This window comes from Streptomyces sp. NPDC058240 (genome assembly GCF_042882135.1).
GTDB lineage: Bacteria > Actinomycetota > Actinomycetes > Streptomycetales > Streptomycetaceae > Streptomyces.
The window spans coordinates 237007-250196 of record NZ_JBHVWT010000007.1; the positions used below are offsets into that span (position 1 = coordinate 237007).

At 71.4% G+C, this 13190-nt stretch carries 12 protein-coding genes; 5 read left to right on the plus strand and 7 right to left on the minus strand.

The window, feature by feature from the left end; all coding sequences use genetic code 11:
* Positions 1-137 precede the first annotated feature (137 nt).
* Both ACFVX4_RS16100 and dnaN read right to left on the minus strand, forming a co-directional pair.
* On the minus strand, positions 138-968 hold the full coding sequence (locus ACFVX4_RS16100) for a phosphotransferase family protein (RefSeq protein WP_389976940.1): 831 nt from the start codon (positions 966-968) through the stop codon (positions 138-140).
* A 72-nt stretch (positions 969-1040) separates the two neighbouring features.
* Positions 1041-2174 (minus strand): DNA polymerase III subunit beta, encoded by a 1134-nt coding sequence (gene dnaN / locus ACFVX4_RS16105; protein WP_389976943.1) that lies wholly within the window; start codon positions 2172-2174, stop codon positions 1041-1043.
* A gap of 689 nt (positions 2175-2863) precedes the next feature.
* Between dnaN and ACFVX4_RS16110 the strand changes: the two genes are divergently transcribed.
* A complete protein-coding gene (locus tag ACFVX4_RS16110; protein ID WP_389976946.1) occupies positions 2864-3379 on the plus strand; it encodes a helix-turn-helix domain-containing protein in 516 nt (171 codons plus the stop codon).
* 82 nt (positions 3380-3461) lie between these two features.
* Here ACFVX4_RS16110 and ACFVX4_RS16115 read toward each other — a convergent pair whose 3' ends face one another.
* From ACFVX4_RS16115 to ACFVX4_RS16125, 3 genes are all read right to left on the minus strand, one after another.
* Positions 3462-4346 (minus strand): glycoside hydrolase family 19 protein, encoded by an 885-nt coding sequence (locus ACFVX4_RS16115; RefSeq protein ID WP_385325961.1) that lies wholly within the window; start codon positions 4344-4346, stop codon positions 3462-3464.
* Between the two features lie 303 nt (positions 4347-4649).
* Positions 4650-5501 carry a glycoside hydrolase family 19 protein gene (locus ACFVX4_RS16120; RefSeq protein ID WP_389976949.1) on the minus strand — a complete coding sequence of 284 codons (852 nt, stop codon included), beginning with the start codon at positions 5499-5501 and terminating at the stop codon, positions 4650-4652.
* A 351-nt stretch (positions 5502-5852) separates the two neighbouring features.
* Complete coding sequence (locus ACFVX4_RS16125; RefSeq protein ID WP_266417391.1) at positions 5853-7136, minus strand: adenylosuccinate synthase; 1284 nt, start codon at positions 7134-7136, stop codon at positions 5853-5855.
* Between the two features lie 186 nt (positions 7137-7322).
* Between ACFVX4_RS16125 and ACFVX4_RS16130 the strand changes: the two genes are divergently transcribed.
* Positions 7323-8183: a diacylglycerol kinase gene (locus tag ACFVX4_RS16130; protein ID WP_389976952.1), complete on the plus strand. Its 861-nt coding sequence runs from the start codon at positions 7323-7325 to the stop codon at positions 8181-8183.
* Positions 8184-8242: 59 nt separating this feature from the next.
* Here the strand turns inward: ACFVX4_RS16130 and ACFVX4_RS16135 are convergent, their stop codons facing one another.
* On the minus strand, positions 8243-8773 hold the full coding sequence (locus ACFVX4_RS16135) for a GbsR/MarR family transcriptional regulator (protein ID WP_389976954.1): 531 nt from the start codon (positions 8771-8773) through the stop codon (positions 8243-8245).
* A gap of 100 nt (positions 8774-8873) precedes the next feature.
* On the opposite strand from ACFVX4_RS16135, the gene ACFVX4_RS16140 reads away from it, so the two are divergent.
* The 3 genes from ACFVX4_RS16140 (at position 8874) to ACFVX4_RS16150 (ending at position 11901) form a co-directional block, all read left to right on the plus strand.
* Positions 8874-9833 carry an ATP-binding cassette domain-containing protein gene (locus ACFVX4_RS16140; protein ID WP_389976957.1) on the plus strand — a complete coding sequence of 320 codons (960 nt, stop codon included), beginning with the start codon at positions 8874-8876 and terminating at the stop codon, positions 9831-9833.
* Positions 9830-11464, plus strand: coding sequence for an ABC transporter permease (locus ACFVX4_RS16145; RefSeq protein ID WP_389976960.1), 1635 nt, complete (start codon positions 9830-9832; stop codon positions 11462-11464). The genes ACFVX4_RS16140 and ACFVX4_RS16145 overlap by 4 nt, the downstream gene beginning before the upstream one ends.
* A gap of 107 nt (positions 11465-11571) precedes the next feature.
* Complete coding sequence (locus ACFVX4_RS16150) at positions 11572-11901, plus strand: hypothetical protein (protein WP_389976963.1); 330 nt, start codon at positions 11572-11574, stop codon at positions 11899-11901.
* Positions 11902-11952: 51 nt separating this feature from the next.
* Here ACFVX4_RS16150 and ACFVX4_RS16155 read toward each other — a convergent pair whose 3' ends face one another.
* A complete protein-coding gene (locus tag ACFVX4_RS16155) occupies positions 11953-13182 on the minus strand; it encodes a cytochrome P450 (protein ID WP_389976965.1) in 1230 nt (409 codons plus the stop codon).
* Positions 13183-13190: the final 8 nt, after the last annotated feature.

Sequence of the window (13190 nt, forward strand, 5' to 3'; positions counted from 1 at the left end):
GTGGGGGGGGGGGGGGGGGGGGGGGGGGGGGGGGGGGGGGGGGGGGGGGGGGGGGAGAGGGGGGGGGGGGGGGGGGGGGGGGGGGGCCCCCCCCCCCCCCCCCCGCACCCGTACCCGCCGTCCTCCGCCCGCGCCGGTCAGCCCAGCAGCTCACGCAGCCGGCCCGCCTGTCCCTCAGCCGTACCGGGCGGGTTCCTGCGATGCGCGGGATCTTCGAACGAGAGGATGAACAACCAGGTCAACGCGAGCAGACGACGGCACTCCCGCAGACGGCTGCGCTCCTCGGCGGTCAGATCGAAACAGTCGAGGAAGGCCGTGGCGTCGAAACCTCCGTCGACCCAGCCGGAGACATGCTCGGTGATCTCCGCAAGTTCGAAGGCGCGGTCGCTGCGGCCGGAGTCCTCGAAGTCGACCACCCGTACCCGGGAAGCGTGCTCGTCCCAGAGGTAGTTGGCGAGGTTCCCGTCGCCGGGGCCGAAGACCGGTGCACCGGGGACGTCCGGCCCGGCGGCGAGGCCCGACCGGTCCAGCCAGGCCATGCCCTCGCGCAGCGCCGCCCGTACCACCGCTCCGGCAGCCGGTCCCGGCCCCCGACCGTGCCAGGTGCGCAGCCGGGCGATCAGCCCGGCCTGGTGGTCCGGACGCATCGGCACCCGGGCAAGGCGGTCGTACGGGACCGCCGCGTACAACGCGTCGAGCGTCGCGGCCATCGCCGCCATCCGCGCCGCGTCCACCGGAGATCCCCGCAACGGAACCCCCGGCACCCGTGACATCACCACCGTCGGCGGAACGGCGTCGCGATCGACGGCGATCGGTGCGGGGGCGAGGCCCGGCGCATGAGCGTCCAGCAGCGTCAGGGCCCGCCACTCACGGTCGAGCAGAGCACGGGCGTCGCCCTTCCGGTAACGCTTCGTCACGTCGTCGCCGCGGATCTCGACCACATGGGTGCTCCACCGCACAGAGTTCATGGCGCCGATCCTGCCAAGCGGGGCGCGTACGGCCCATTCCTCCCGGGCTGCCGCCCCGGAGGGACACACCCCTCAGACCAGCGGCTTGGCCGACATCAGCAGGTGCTGGTGGGCGGGGCGGGAGTCCTCCGCGTCCGCCCCGGGCGTCCGGCCGGTGACCATCGCCCGCTGGCCGGGGCCCATCAGCTCGAACCTGATCACGGGGGTGCCGAACGAGCCCAGGGCATCCATCAGATACGCGGGGTTGAAGGCGACCGTCAGCTCGTCGGCGCCCTCCAGGACGGCGGGCAGTCGCTGGGAGGCGACGTCGTCCTCGTAGCCCGCCTGGAGCAGCACCGAGCCCTCGGAGAAGGCGAGGTGGAGCGGGCTGCCGCCCTCCGCGACCACGGCGACCCGCTTGACGGCCTCGACCAGGGGCGCCCGGTCCGTCTCCGCCGTGACCGCGCCGGTCATCGCGAACAGCTTGTCGTGACGCGGCAGTCGGCCGTCGAGCAGACGCACCGTCGTACGCATCCCGGCCAGCTCGAAACCGGCCGAGCCGCCGTCCAGCGCGAGCCGGACCATGCCGCCCCGACCGAAGGAGCGGGCGATCTCGGTGAGCCTGCGGGCGGAGACCACGACATCGACCGGGACACCGTCCGCGCCACCGGCCGCGCCGGGCTTCCAGGTGAGAGTGCGCACCGCGAACCGGTAGCGGTCCGTGGCGGCGAGCGTCATCGTGTCGCCGTCCAGGGACAGCCGGATGCCGGTCAGGGTCGGCAGCGTGTCGTCCCGGCCCGCCGCCACCGCTACATGGGCGACGGCCGCCGCGAACTCCTCCGCGTCCACCTCACCGAGCACCTCCGGCAACGACGGCAGCGCCGGGTAGTCGTCGAACGGCAGCACCGAGAGGCCGAACCGGGCGCCGTCGCTCGCCAGCGAGAACCGTGAGCCCTCGACCGCGCACTCCACCACCCTCTCGGGCAGCACCCGGCAGACATCGAGCAGTCGGCGGCCCATGACCAGCACCTTCCCGGCCCGTACGGTCTCCGCCGCCACCTCGATACGGGCGGACGCCTCGTAATCCAGCCCCGAGATGCGCAGCCGGCCGTCGGCCGCCTCCAGCAGCAGCCCGCCCAGCACCGGAACGGGTGAGCGCGTGGGCAGCACCCGGGCGGTCCAGGCCACGGCATCGGTCAGTGCGCTGCGCTCAATGCGGAACTCCATGGCGACGGCCTCTCCCGGTCGACTCCGATCACGGTCGTGATCGTGAGCCGACACTAGGGGCCGCCACTGACAACGGAAGAAGAAGAACGGTTGCGGCCGACGCGACAGCGGCCACCCCCGTGAGCCGCTGCTGTCGCCCCCTACCCCTCCCCCGAGAGTGCCGCAACCGTGTTCGGACTCTAGGTCCTCGGGTAGGTACCCGGAAGCTTCAATTCGCACTGTGTGGGCCGTGGCAGGTATCAGTCCGCACAATCAAACCGGTAGCCTGCATTCCGGTTTTTGGGCAGGAGTGGAGGACCTGTGCACGCGCGGGAACGGGCCGATGACGTACTGCGGATGTACCGGTTGGCCCGGTCGGGCGGGTCCCGGGAACTTCTGCACTGGGTGTCCGGCCGGGCGGCCGGCTGGGCCGGGCTGCTCGACGGGGACGGCACCGTGCTGCACGGCGTGACCCGCAGCGCGGACGGTACGGGCGTCGAGTCGGCAGCGATGGCGGGTGAGTACGCGAAGGGCCTGTCGGGGCTCGACGCGCGTTCCTTCGCCTTCGACCGGGGCCCGCACACCGCGCTGCTGTTCCCGCTGGACGGCCCGCCGGACGCCGCCGCCCCGATCCTCGCCGTGGTCACAACGCGCCCGCTGCCGGACGGGCTCGCCACCCTGCTCTCCGACGTGGCGATGCCGCTCGCCATGTGCTGGGCCGCGGAGGCCGTGGAACGCAAGCGGCGCCGCGTCGACCTCGCGGAGTCCCGCAGCCGGGAAGCGGTGCTGCATCTGCTCATGACGGGTCAGCTGTCCATCGCACACCAGGTGGCGGGCGCCCTCTGCGCATCCGCGCCACCCCCACCGGGACCGCGAGGGCCCGCCGGGACGAGAAGAAGACTCGGCAGCCCCTCGGCCTGGACGACATCCTGCGCGCCCCGGCCGTACGGGAATGGGCGGCCCAGCAACTGCGCCCGCTCACCGAACCCGACACTCCCAGGAGCACCACGGACCGGCGGGACACCCTCCGCGCCTGGCTCCGCTGCGAGGCCCAACTCACCCCGACAGCCGAGGTGTTGGGCATCTCGGTACCGGGGGTCCGCAAACGTCTCACCCGGCTCGAATCGGTGCTCGGCCGCTCACTGCTCCAGGCGCCCAGCGCCCGTTACGACCTGTGGCTCGCCTTCCGGGCCCTGGACGTCACCGGAGCGGACACCGCCCGGTGAACCGAAGAGGGGGCGTGTCCGGACCGGCCGGACACGCCCCCGTCGGGTGGGGTCCCACAACCGCGGATCCGCGGAATGCGGGTCAGCAGCTCAGATTGGAGCCGGGTGTGGTGCCGAGGATCGACACGAACGCCTGGTAGCGGTCGATACGGCTCTGGACCTGGGCAGGGTTGCCGCCGTTGCACTCCAGGGAGCCGTTGATGGAGCGGATCGTCTCGCCGAATCCCGCACCGTTCACCATGGCGTTGTGGGCGGTCATGGTGCCGGGGCCGTTCTGGGTGTTCCAGTACCAGAGGCCGGTTTTCCAGGCGACCGAGGCGTCCTGCTCGACCAGGTACGGATTGCCCAGCAGGTCGATGCCGAGGGCGTCACCGGCGGCCTTGTAGTTGAAGTTCCAGCTGAGCTGGATCGGCCCGCGGCCGTAGTACGCGGACTGGCCGGCCGGGCAGCCGTAGGGCTGGCTGCTGTCGCAGTAGTGCGGGTAGTTGGCCGTGTTCTGCTCGACCACGTACACCAGACCGCCCGTCTCGTGGCTGACGTTGGCGAGGAATGCCGCCGCTTCCTGGCGCTTGACGGTGTCGCTCCCGGTGTTCGCGAAGCCCGGGTAGGCACTCAGGGCCGCAGTCAGTCCGCTGTACGTGTAGAACGGATTCCGGTTCGGGAACATCTGGTTGAACTGCGCCTCGCTGACGACGAAGCCGGACGGGGTGCCCGGGTCCGTACCGCCACCACCGCAACTGCCCTGGTCCGCCCAGACGTCGGAGCTGCCGGGGGTCTCGTTCTGGGTCCACCACTTGGCGGTCCAGTTGTGTCCGTTGTAGGAGGCCGACCCGCCGCCGGTGTAGACGGACGAGGAGTTCCAGGGTGCCGCGCAGTCGGCTGCCGCGGCGGTGGTGGCGGGGAGAACGACGACCATTGCGACGACCGCGCCCAGCGCGGCCAGCAGGCCCATGATGCGTCTGATCATGCGATCACTCCTTCGGTGCGGCGCAACGAGCCGGCCGGTGCACCGCCATGGGGGGTTGACGGTCACTCAAGCGCTGCTGGTCTGAACCTGTCAAGGTCTGGACCAACAGGGGGACCCCTTCCCGACGGAGCGTTCACAGGCGGACCGACGGCGCATTCGCACCGCCGACCCCGCCCCCAACAGGGGGAATTCCGGACAGAGTTCATCCGGATCATGCGGCGCAGCACGGACGGAGCCGAAGGAAAAACTCCGACCCCGTCCAGCATGCGGAACGCCGGACCTGGCCGGCCCGGCGGCGGGCCGTCAGCAGCCCAGCCGGGAGCCCGGCGCCGTACCGCCGATGCCGGTGATCCGTTCGTACTTGGCGACCCGGGCGGCGACCGAGGCGGGGTTCCCGCCGTCGCACTCCAGGGAGCCGTTGAGCGAACGGATCGTCTCACCGAATCCCGCACCACCGACCATCGCCTCGTGCGAGGTCATCGTGCCGGGGCCGTTCTGGGTGTTCCAGTACCAAAGGGCCGTCTGCCAGGCGATGGACGGGTCCTGCTCGACCAGCCAGGGGTTGTTGAGGAGATCGAGGCCGAGCGCGTCGCCCGCGGCCTTGTAGTTGAAGTTCCAGCTGAACATGATCGGACCCCGGCCGTAGTAGGCCTTCTGTCCTGCCGGGCAGCCATACGGTTGGCTGTAGTCGCACTTGCGCCAGTAGTTGGCCTCGTTGATCTCCTTCACGTACTGGAGCCCGACCGACTCGAAGTCCGCGTGGGTCAGGAACGCCGCGGCCTCCTGGGCCCGTGTGGTCGGCGTACCGATGTTCGCGAAGCGCGGGTAGGCGTGCAGGGCGTCGATCAGGCCCTGGTACGTGTAGAAGGGGTTGCGGTCCGGGAAGATCTCGTCGAACTGCGCCTCGCCGATGACGAAGTCCGAGACCCCGCCCGTGCAGGCCCCCTGGTCGGCCCAGACGGTCGTGGCACCCGGATTCTCGTTCTGCGTCCACCACTTGGCCGTCCAGTTGCGGCCGTGGTGCGCGGCCGTGCCGCCCTGTGTGTAGGCGGTCGGCGAACTCCACACGGGCGCGCACTTCGGGGCCGGATCCGCGGCGACGGAGGCGGAGGCGGAGGGGAGGAAGGCGGCCGTCGCAACGACGGAACCCAGCACGATCAGAAGGCTCTTGATGGGTTTCAGCGCTGCTCACTCCATCGGCAGGGCACGCCGAACACCTCAGCGGGCCGTCTGGACGTCCCGCCACTCAAGCCCCAATGGCCTGGACCTGTCAAGGTCTGGACCAGTAGGCGAACGGCGGGCGAACGCCCACCGACTCCCTGGCCTCCGGCTTCCTGGGCCATCTGAGCCGGGGCAACGGCCAGGACGTGATCCGGACACACGGACACCTGTCGTGCGCGACGCCGAAGGGGCTGCGGATCTGCGGCGAGGAATGAAAGGCGAGGAGTGAGAACGGAACAGGGGAGGGCCGGAACAGTGCGTCCCGGCCCTCCCCCGTCCTGCCTCCTAGAGGAAGGAGTTGATCTCGATGGTCTCGGTGCGGCCGGGGCCGACACCGATCGCGGAGATCGGGGCGCCGGACATCTCCTCCAGCGCCTTCACGTACGCCTGCGCGTTCTTCGGCAGGTCACCGAAGGTCTTGGCCTTCGTGATGTCCTCGGACCAGCCCGGCAGCATCTCGTAGACCGGCTTCGCGTGGTGGAAGTCGGTCTGGCTGTACGGGAGCTCCTCGACGCGCTTGCCGTCGATCTCGTACGCCACGCACACCGGGATCTGCTCCCAGCCGGTCAGCACGTCCAGCTTGGTGAGGAAGAAGTCGGTGAGACCGTTGACCCGGGTCGCGTACCGCGCGATGACCGCGTCGAACCAGCCGCAGCGACGGTCACGGCCGGTGGTGACACCGCGCTCGCCACCGATCCGGCGCAGCGCCTCGCCGTCCTCGTCGAGCAGCTCCGTGGGGAACGGGCCCGCGCCGACGCGAGTGGTGTACGCCTTGAGGATGCCGATGACCCGGCTGATCTTCGTCGGGCCCACGCCGGCACCGGTGCAGGCGCCGCCCGCGGTCGGGTTCGAGGAGGTGACGAAGGGGTACGTGCCGTGGTCGACGTCGAGCAGCGTGCCCTGACCGCCCTCGAAGAGGACGACCTTGCCCGCGTCGATGGCGTCGTTCAGGATCAGCGTCGTGTCGGCGACGTACGGCTTGATCTGCTCCGCGTACTGGAGCATCTCCTCGACGATCTTGCCGGACTCGATCGCGCGCCGGTTGAAGACCTTGGCGAGGAGCTGGTTCTTCTGCTCCAGGGCCGCCTCGACCTTCTGCTCCAGGATCGACTCGTCGTAGAGGTCCTGGACGCGGATGCCCACCCGGTTGATCTTGTCGGCGTACGTCGGGCCGATGCCTCGACCGGTCGTGCCGATCTTGCGCTTCCCGAGGAACCGTTCCGTCACCTTGTCGACCGTGACGTTGTACGGGGTGATCAAATGGGCATTGCCGCTGATCAGCAGCTTGGACGTGTCCACGCCGCGGTCGTTCAGCCCACTCAGCTCGGAGAGCAGGACGGCCGGGTCGACGACGACACCGTTTCCGATGACCGGGGTACACCCCGGCGAAAGGATTCCGGAGGGGAGGAGATGCAGTGCGTACTTCTGGTCACCGACGACCACCGTATGGCCGGCGTTGTTGCCGCCTTGGTAACGCACCACATAGTCCACGGATCCACCGAGGAGGTCGGTGGCCTTTCCCTTGCCCTCGTCACCCCACTGAGCACCGAGCAGCACAAGTGCGGGCACAGGCGTACACCCCTTCCGGGCGGGGCATGTCCAAGGTCAGGGGGCGTACGTAAACGTCGTACATGCCGTACGACGATGTACGACAAGGCCTGAACCGTCGAACCGGGTGCCCCGGAATAGACGAAGCCCCTGGCGCAATAGCGCAAGGGGCTCTTGCACCAAGATGCTACCCGAGGAAGGACCGAGGTGTCGGCTGCCCAGCCCCCCGGCGACGGTGCGCACCAGCTGCTGGTGGTCATCGACCCGGTCGCCCGCCGGACCGACGGCGAGTCCGTGCGTATCGCGAAGGACGTGCTGAGCGCCGGTTCGCACGCCAAGATCTGCCTGCCCGACGGGCCCGAGGAATTCGCCCGTGCCCTGTCCCGCCGGGGCAGTCGGCGGCCGGTGGTGGTCGGTGACGACCGCGCGCTGCGGCGGGCGGTGGCCCAGCTGCACCGGGAACGGGAGCCGGCCGGGAGCGTGCTCTCGCTGATCCCGGTCGGCAGTGCGGCCGCGCTGGAACTCGCCCATTCGCTCGGCGTGCCCATGGGCGCGGTGGCGGCGGCGCGCACCGCGCTGGACGGTGCCGTACGCAGGCTCGACCTGCTGGTCGACGACAGCGACGGCGTGGTCCTGGGCGCGCTGCACATCCCGGCCCTGAGCACGCTGTCGGGCGCGGCGGCCGCGCACACAGGGGTCACCGCGGTCTGGGACACCTGCCGCAACCTGGTCCGCACGCTGGTGCGCCCCACCCCGGCGACGCCCGCCGCCGCCCCGCCGCCCACGCACCGGCTGCGGGTCGAGGCCGACGGCGTCCTGCTGAACGATCTGGACCGCCCGGTCGAATCGGTGACCGTGACCTCGCAGGGCGGCGACGGGGGCCTGGCGGAGGTGGTGATCCGCCCGCCGGCGGCCGACCCGGAGACGACGGAGGCGAAGGCCGTCACGGTCTCGGGCGCGGACTTCCGCTACCGGGCGGACATACAGGTCGGCGGCCCGGTCCGGACGCGGACCTGGACGGTGCGGGCGGGGGCCTGGGGACTGATGCTGCCGGTGGCGGAGGGATAGCGTCCGGGCACGGGGGCCGGACCGGACGCCGGACCACGCGGCCGGGCCCCGCGTGCCCGTCAGGCGTCCGCGCGCCCATCGCCGGACGGGAGGTCGAGCGTCTTGCGGTGCTCGCGCCAGCGGTCCATCAACCCGCCCAGCTCGTCCTGCAGGAACTCGAAGAACGCCGCCGTCTCGATGAGCCGGGCACCGGCCGGGGTGTCCTCGCCCAGGGTGCGGGCACCTTCCTTGAGGGTGTTCTCCCAGCGGGTCAGCACCCGGTCGCGGCTGACGAAGGTGGTGTACCAGACCTCGTCGTGCACGCGATAACGGTCGCGGCGCGAGCCCGGCTCGCGCTCACGGCCGACCATGCTGACCTGCGTGAGGTAGTTGACCGCACCGGACACGGCCGCCGGGCTGATCTGCAGCGCCAGGGCGAGCTCGGCGGAGGTCATGCAGCCGTCGTCGTCCGCCAGGAGCGCGGCGAAGACCCGGGACGCCATCCGCTGCATCCCCGCCTCGGTCATGTCGGACGCGAACCGCTCCACGAACCGCGACACGGCCTCCGCGTCACGCCCGGAGCGCATGCTCTGTTCGGTTTCGCTGGTCATCGCCCGATCGTCTCCCCTGCTTTCCCGGCCCCCGCCATGACGTCAACTTTATACGCTTCCTTAACTTCACAAATTCATGAAAGTAGCGTACGTTCAAAACATGACGAAGGCAATCACGGTGGCCGGACTGCACAAGTCGTTCGGTCGGACACACGCGCTGGACGGCCTCGACCTCACCGTCGAGGCCGGCGAGGTCCATGGCTTCCTCGGGCCCAACGGCTCCGGGAAGTCCACCACCATCCGGGTGCTGCTGGGTCTGCTGCGGGCCGACTCCGGCGCCGCCCAGCTGCTCGGCCGCGACCCGTGGCGCGACGCGGTGGAGCTCCACCGGAAGGTGGCGTACGTCCCGGGTGACGTCACGCTGTGGCGCAACCTCTCCGGCGGCGAGGTGATCGATCTGTACGGGAGCCTGCGCGGCGGCCTCGACCGGGCCCGACGCGCCGACCTCGTCGACCGGTTCGAGCTCGACCCGACCAAGAAGGGGCGTACGTACTCCAAGGGCAACCGCCAGAAGGTCGCTCTCGTCGCCGCCTTCGCCTCCGATGTAGATCTGCTGATCCTGGACGAACCCACCAGCGGACTCGACCCGCTGATGGAGGAGGTCTTCCAGGACTGCGTCGCCGAGGAGCGTGCGCGCGGGCGGACGGTCCTGCTCTCCAGCCACATCCTCAGCGAGGTCGAAACGCTCTGCGACCGGGTCAGCATCATCCGCCAGGGGCGGACGGTGGAGACGGGTTCACTGGCGGACATGCGCCACCTGACGCGTACGAACATCAGCGCCGAGCTGGCCGGAGCGCCCGCCGGGCTCGACCGTCTGCCCGGCGTCCACGACCTCGACGTCCAGGGCCTGCGGGTCACGCTCCAGGTCGACACGGACAAGCTGGACGCCGTGCTCAAGTCGCTCACCGCGTCGGGCGTACGGACGCTGACCAGTACCCCGCCCACGCTGGAGGAGCTGTTCCTGCGCCACTACACGACGGACGCGGCGGACACGACGGACACGGCGAGCGCGACGGACGCGCCCGGCAGCGACGAGGGCGCGGGGGTGGCGGCGCGATGACTGCCGTGACCACGACCGCCCCGGCCGGCACCCGGCGCCGGACCAGGGCCGCAACCGGGCAGCTCGCCGGGACGTGGACCCTGCTGCGGCTCGCGCTGCGGCGCGACCGGATCATGCTGCCGATCTGGGTGCTCGCCCTCGGCGGCTCCTTCTCCTCCGTCGGCGGCTCCATCGCCTCGCTGTACGACACCACCGCCCAGCGCGCCGAACTCGCCGCGTCGATGAACGGCAACAGCTCCCTCCGGGCGATGTACGGACCGGTCTTCGACGACTCGGTCGGCGGGCTCGTGAGCTGGCGGATGGCCGCCTTCGGAGCGGTGCTGGCGGCCGTGATGAGCCTGATCGTCGTCATCCGGCACACCAGGGAGGAAGAGGAGACCGGCCGCCAGGAGATGCTCTCCTCCGCGATGGTGGGACGCCGCGCCCCGCTGACCGCAGCGCTGCTCACCGCGGTGATCGCGAACGCGGCACTGGCGCTGGTGATCGCGGCGGGCCTGGCGAGGTCCGGCGCGGGCGGCGCCGGGGCACTGGCGCTCGCCCTGGCAGTCGCCGGGACGGGTGTGCTGTTCGCCTGCACGGCCGCGATCGCCGCGCAGTTCACCGAGAGCGCCCGGCTCGCCAAGGGGCTCACCGCAGCAGTGATCGGTGCCGCGTTCGTCCTGAAGGCGGCGGGCGACTCGGCGGCGGACGACGGCTCTTCCGTGCTGACCTGGCTCTCCCCCATCGGCTGGGCGGAGAGCGTACGGGCGTACGCGGACGAGCGCTGGTGGGTGCTGCTCGTCTTCGCGGCGGCCGTGGCGGTCCAGGCCGTCCTCGCGTACGGCCTGGCCGGGCGGCGCGATGTCGGCATGAGCTTCCTGGCGACGAGACCGGGGCCCGCGCAGGGGCGGATCTCCACGGCGTTCGGTCTCGCGCTGCGGCTCCAGCGCGGTGCGCTGACCGGGTGGACGCTCTCCTTCGCCGTGGTCGGTGTCGCCTTCGGCGGACTGACCGGCGGAGCGGCCGATCTCGTCGGTGACAACGCGAAGACCAGGGAGATCTTCGAGCGGATGGGCGGACAGGCCGGTCTGACCGATGCGTTCCTCGCCGCGATGGTCTCCGTGCTCGGGATGGTCGCGGCGCTGCACATCGTCGCGTCGGTGCTGCGGCTGCACGGCGAGGAGACCGCCGGCCGCGCCGAGCCGGTGCTGGCGGGCGGAGTGGGCCGGATCGGGTGGGCGGCCAGCCATCTGGTCATCGCGTTCGGCGGCGCGGCCCTCCTCATGGTGGCCGGTGGCCTCGGCCTGGCCGCCGGCTACGGCCACGAACTCCCGGCCGTGCTGGGTGCGTCGCTGGTACAGCTGCCGGCGATCTGGCTGCTGGGCGGGGTGACGGTCCTGCTGTACGGGGCGTTCCCGAAGGCGGCGGTGGCGGCCTGGGGCGTCGCCGGGATCTGTCTGGCGCTGGGGTGGCTCGGGCCCGCCGTCGACATGCCGCAGGCGGTGATGGACGTGTCACCGTTCACGCATCTGCCGAAGCTGCCTGGTGGCACGGGAATGGAATGGGGCCCGGTGCTCGCGCTCACCGCCGTCGCGGCGGTGCTGGTCGGGGCCGGGGTGGGGGCATTGCGCAGGCGCGATGTCCTGACCTGACGGTGACGTGGGGGCAGGGAGTCCCGGCCAGGTGCAGGGACTCCCGGCCAGGTGCAGGCTCGACGCGAGATGCAACCTCAGCGCGGTGCCCCTGCGTCACCCCGTTCATGGAGAACCGAAGCGAAGCCGTCCGCGGGATCGCCGGGTGCCTGGTCGTCGCCGCGGGCGGGGCCGCCGGGACGCTCGCCTGGGCGCCGTACGGCAGGAGCGGAATCTTCGGCGGCTTCGAGGGCGCGACGGAGTGGAACGTGCTCTGGCTCGGGCTGCCGGTCATGGCGCTCGGCGGCATCACGGCCGGGCTCGTCCTCGTCGCCCTCGCGGGGCGGAAGTGGCGGCGGGCGCTCGGGGCGGCGGCGGTGCTCGCCGCCCTCACCGGCTTCGGGGTGGCCTTCGACGTACTGGAGGGACCGCCCCCGGCCTGTGGGCCGGGATGCTGAGCGCCGGGCAGTCGGACGCCCGGCGCATCGAAGTCCCGACCCGCGGCCTCGTCACAGCTCCACGCGGAGTTCCTTCAGGCCCCTGATCACATAGCCCGGGTTCCACTCCGGTTCGGCCGCAAGCCGCAGGTCCGGGGCGCGGCGCAGCAGCTCGCCGAAGGACGCGGCCAGTTCGACCCGGGCCAGCGGGGCGCCCAGGCAGAAGTGGATGCCCGCCCCGAAGGTGATGTGCGGGTTGTCCCGCCGGGCCAGGTCCAGGGTGTCCGGGGCGGTGAAGCGGGCCGGGTCGCGGTTGGCGGAGCCGAAGAGCAGGGCCACCTCCGAACCGCGCGGAATGACGGTGCCGTCGATCTCGATGTCGTCCAGGACCCAGCGCTCGAACATCTGCAACGGGGTGTCGTACCGCATCAGCTCCTCGATCGCCGTCGGCAGCAGCCCGTGGTCGGCGCGCAGGGCGGCCAGTTGCTCGGGGTGGCGCAGCAGGGTCCACCAGCCGTTCACGGTGGTGTTGACGGTCGCCTCGTGGCCGGCGTTCAGCAGCAGCACACAGGTGGAGATCATCTCCTGCTCGCTCAGCCGCTCCCCCTCGTCGTGGGCGGCGATGAGCGCGGAGATCAGATCCGTACCGGGGTTCCTGCGCCGCTCCTCGATCAGCTCGCGCAGATACGCGGAGAAATCGAGCGAGGCGCGGACGGCGGCGCGGGCGGTTTCCTCGGACGGGTTCAGCTCGAACATTCCGCAGATCGCCGCGGACCAGGGCCGCAGCGGGGCCCGGTCGGACTCCGGGATGCCGAGCATCTCGGCGATGACGGCCACCGGCAGCGGCTCGGCGACCGCCGTGAGCAGATCGCCGCCGCCCGCCTCGACGAAGGAGTCGACCAGCTCGGCGGCCAGCCGCCGCACGGTCGGGACGAGCTGCTCGACCGTACGCGGGGTGAACGCCTTGGAGACCAGGCGCCGGATCCGGGTGTGGTCGGGGGCCTCCAGGTCGAGGATCCCCTGCCCGTTGAGGGTGTGGAAGGGCTCGTGCGCGGCGGGCGGCGGCGTGCGGCCGAACTCCTCGTGGGTGAAGCGGTGCAGATACGTGCGCCCCAGGCGACGGTCGCGCAGCAGCGCGGACACATCGGCGTGGTGCGGGACGAGCCACTGGTCGGTCGGCTCGAAGCGGTGTACCCGGCCGGTGGCGCGCAGCGCGGTGTAGGCGGGGTACGGGTCGGCGACGAAGGCCGGGGACCAGGGGGCGAAGGGGGCATCGGCCGCGGAACGGGGAGACGGGTGCATAGGCGGAC

Bases quoted from the DNA above. Each gene is read 5' to 3' on its own strand.
- ACFVX4_RS16150 (WP_389976963.1), top strand. From the start codon at position 11,572: ATGGAGAACCGAAGCGAAGCCGTCCGCGGGATCGCCGGGTGCCTGGTC.
- ACFVX4_RS16155 (WP_389976965.1), bottom strand. From the start codon at position 13,182: ATGCACCCGTCTCCCCGTTCCGCGGCCGATGCCCCCTTCGCCCCCTGG.
- ACFVX4_RS16100 (WP_389976940.1), bottom strand. From the start codon at position 968: ATGAACTCTGTGCGGTGGAGCACCCATGTGGTCGAGATCCGCGGCGAC.
- ACFVX4_RS16135 (WP_389976954.1), bottom strand. From the start codon at position 8,773: ATGACCAGCGAAACCGAACAGAGCATGCGCTCCGGGCGTGACGCGGAG.
- ACFVX4_RS16140 (WP_389976957.1), top strand. From the start codon at position 8,874: ATGACGAAGGCAATCACGGTGGCCGGACTGCACAAGTCGTTCGGTCGG.
- ACFVX4_RS16115 (WP_385325961.1), bottom strand. From the start codon at position 4,346: ATGATCAGACGCATCATGGGCCTGCTGGCCGCGCTGGGCGCGGTCGTC.
- dnaN (WP_389976943.1), bottom strand. From the start codon at position 2,174: ATGGAGTTCCGCATTGAGCGCAGCGCACTGACCGATGCCGTGGCCTGG.
- ACFVX4_RS16145 (WP_389976960.1), top strand. From the start codon at position 9,830: ATGACTGCCGTGACCACGACCGCCCCGGCCGGCACCCGGCGCCGGACC.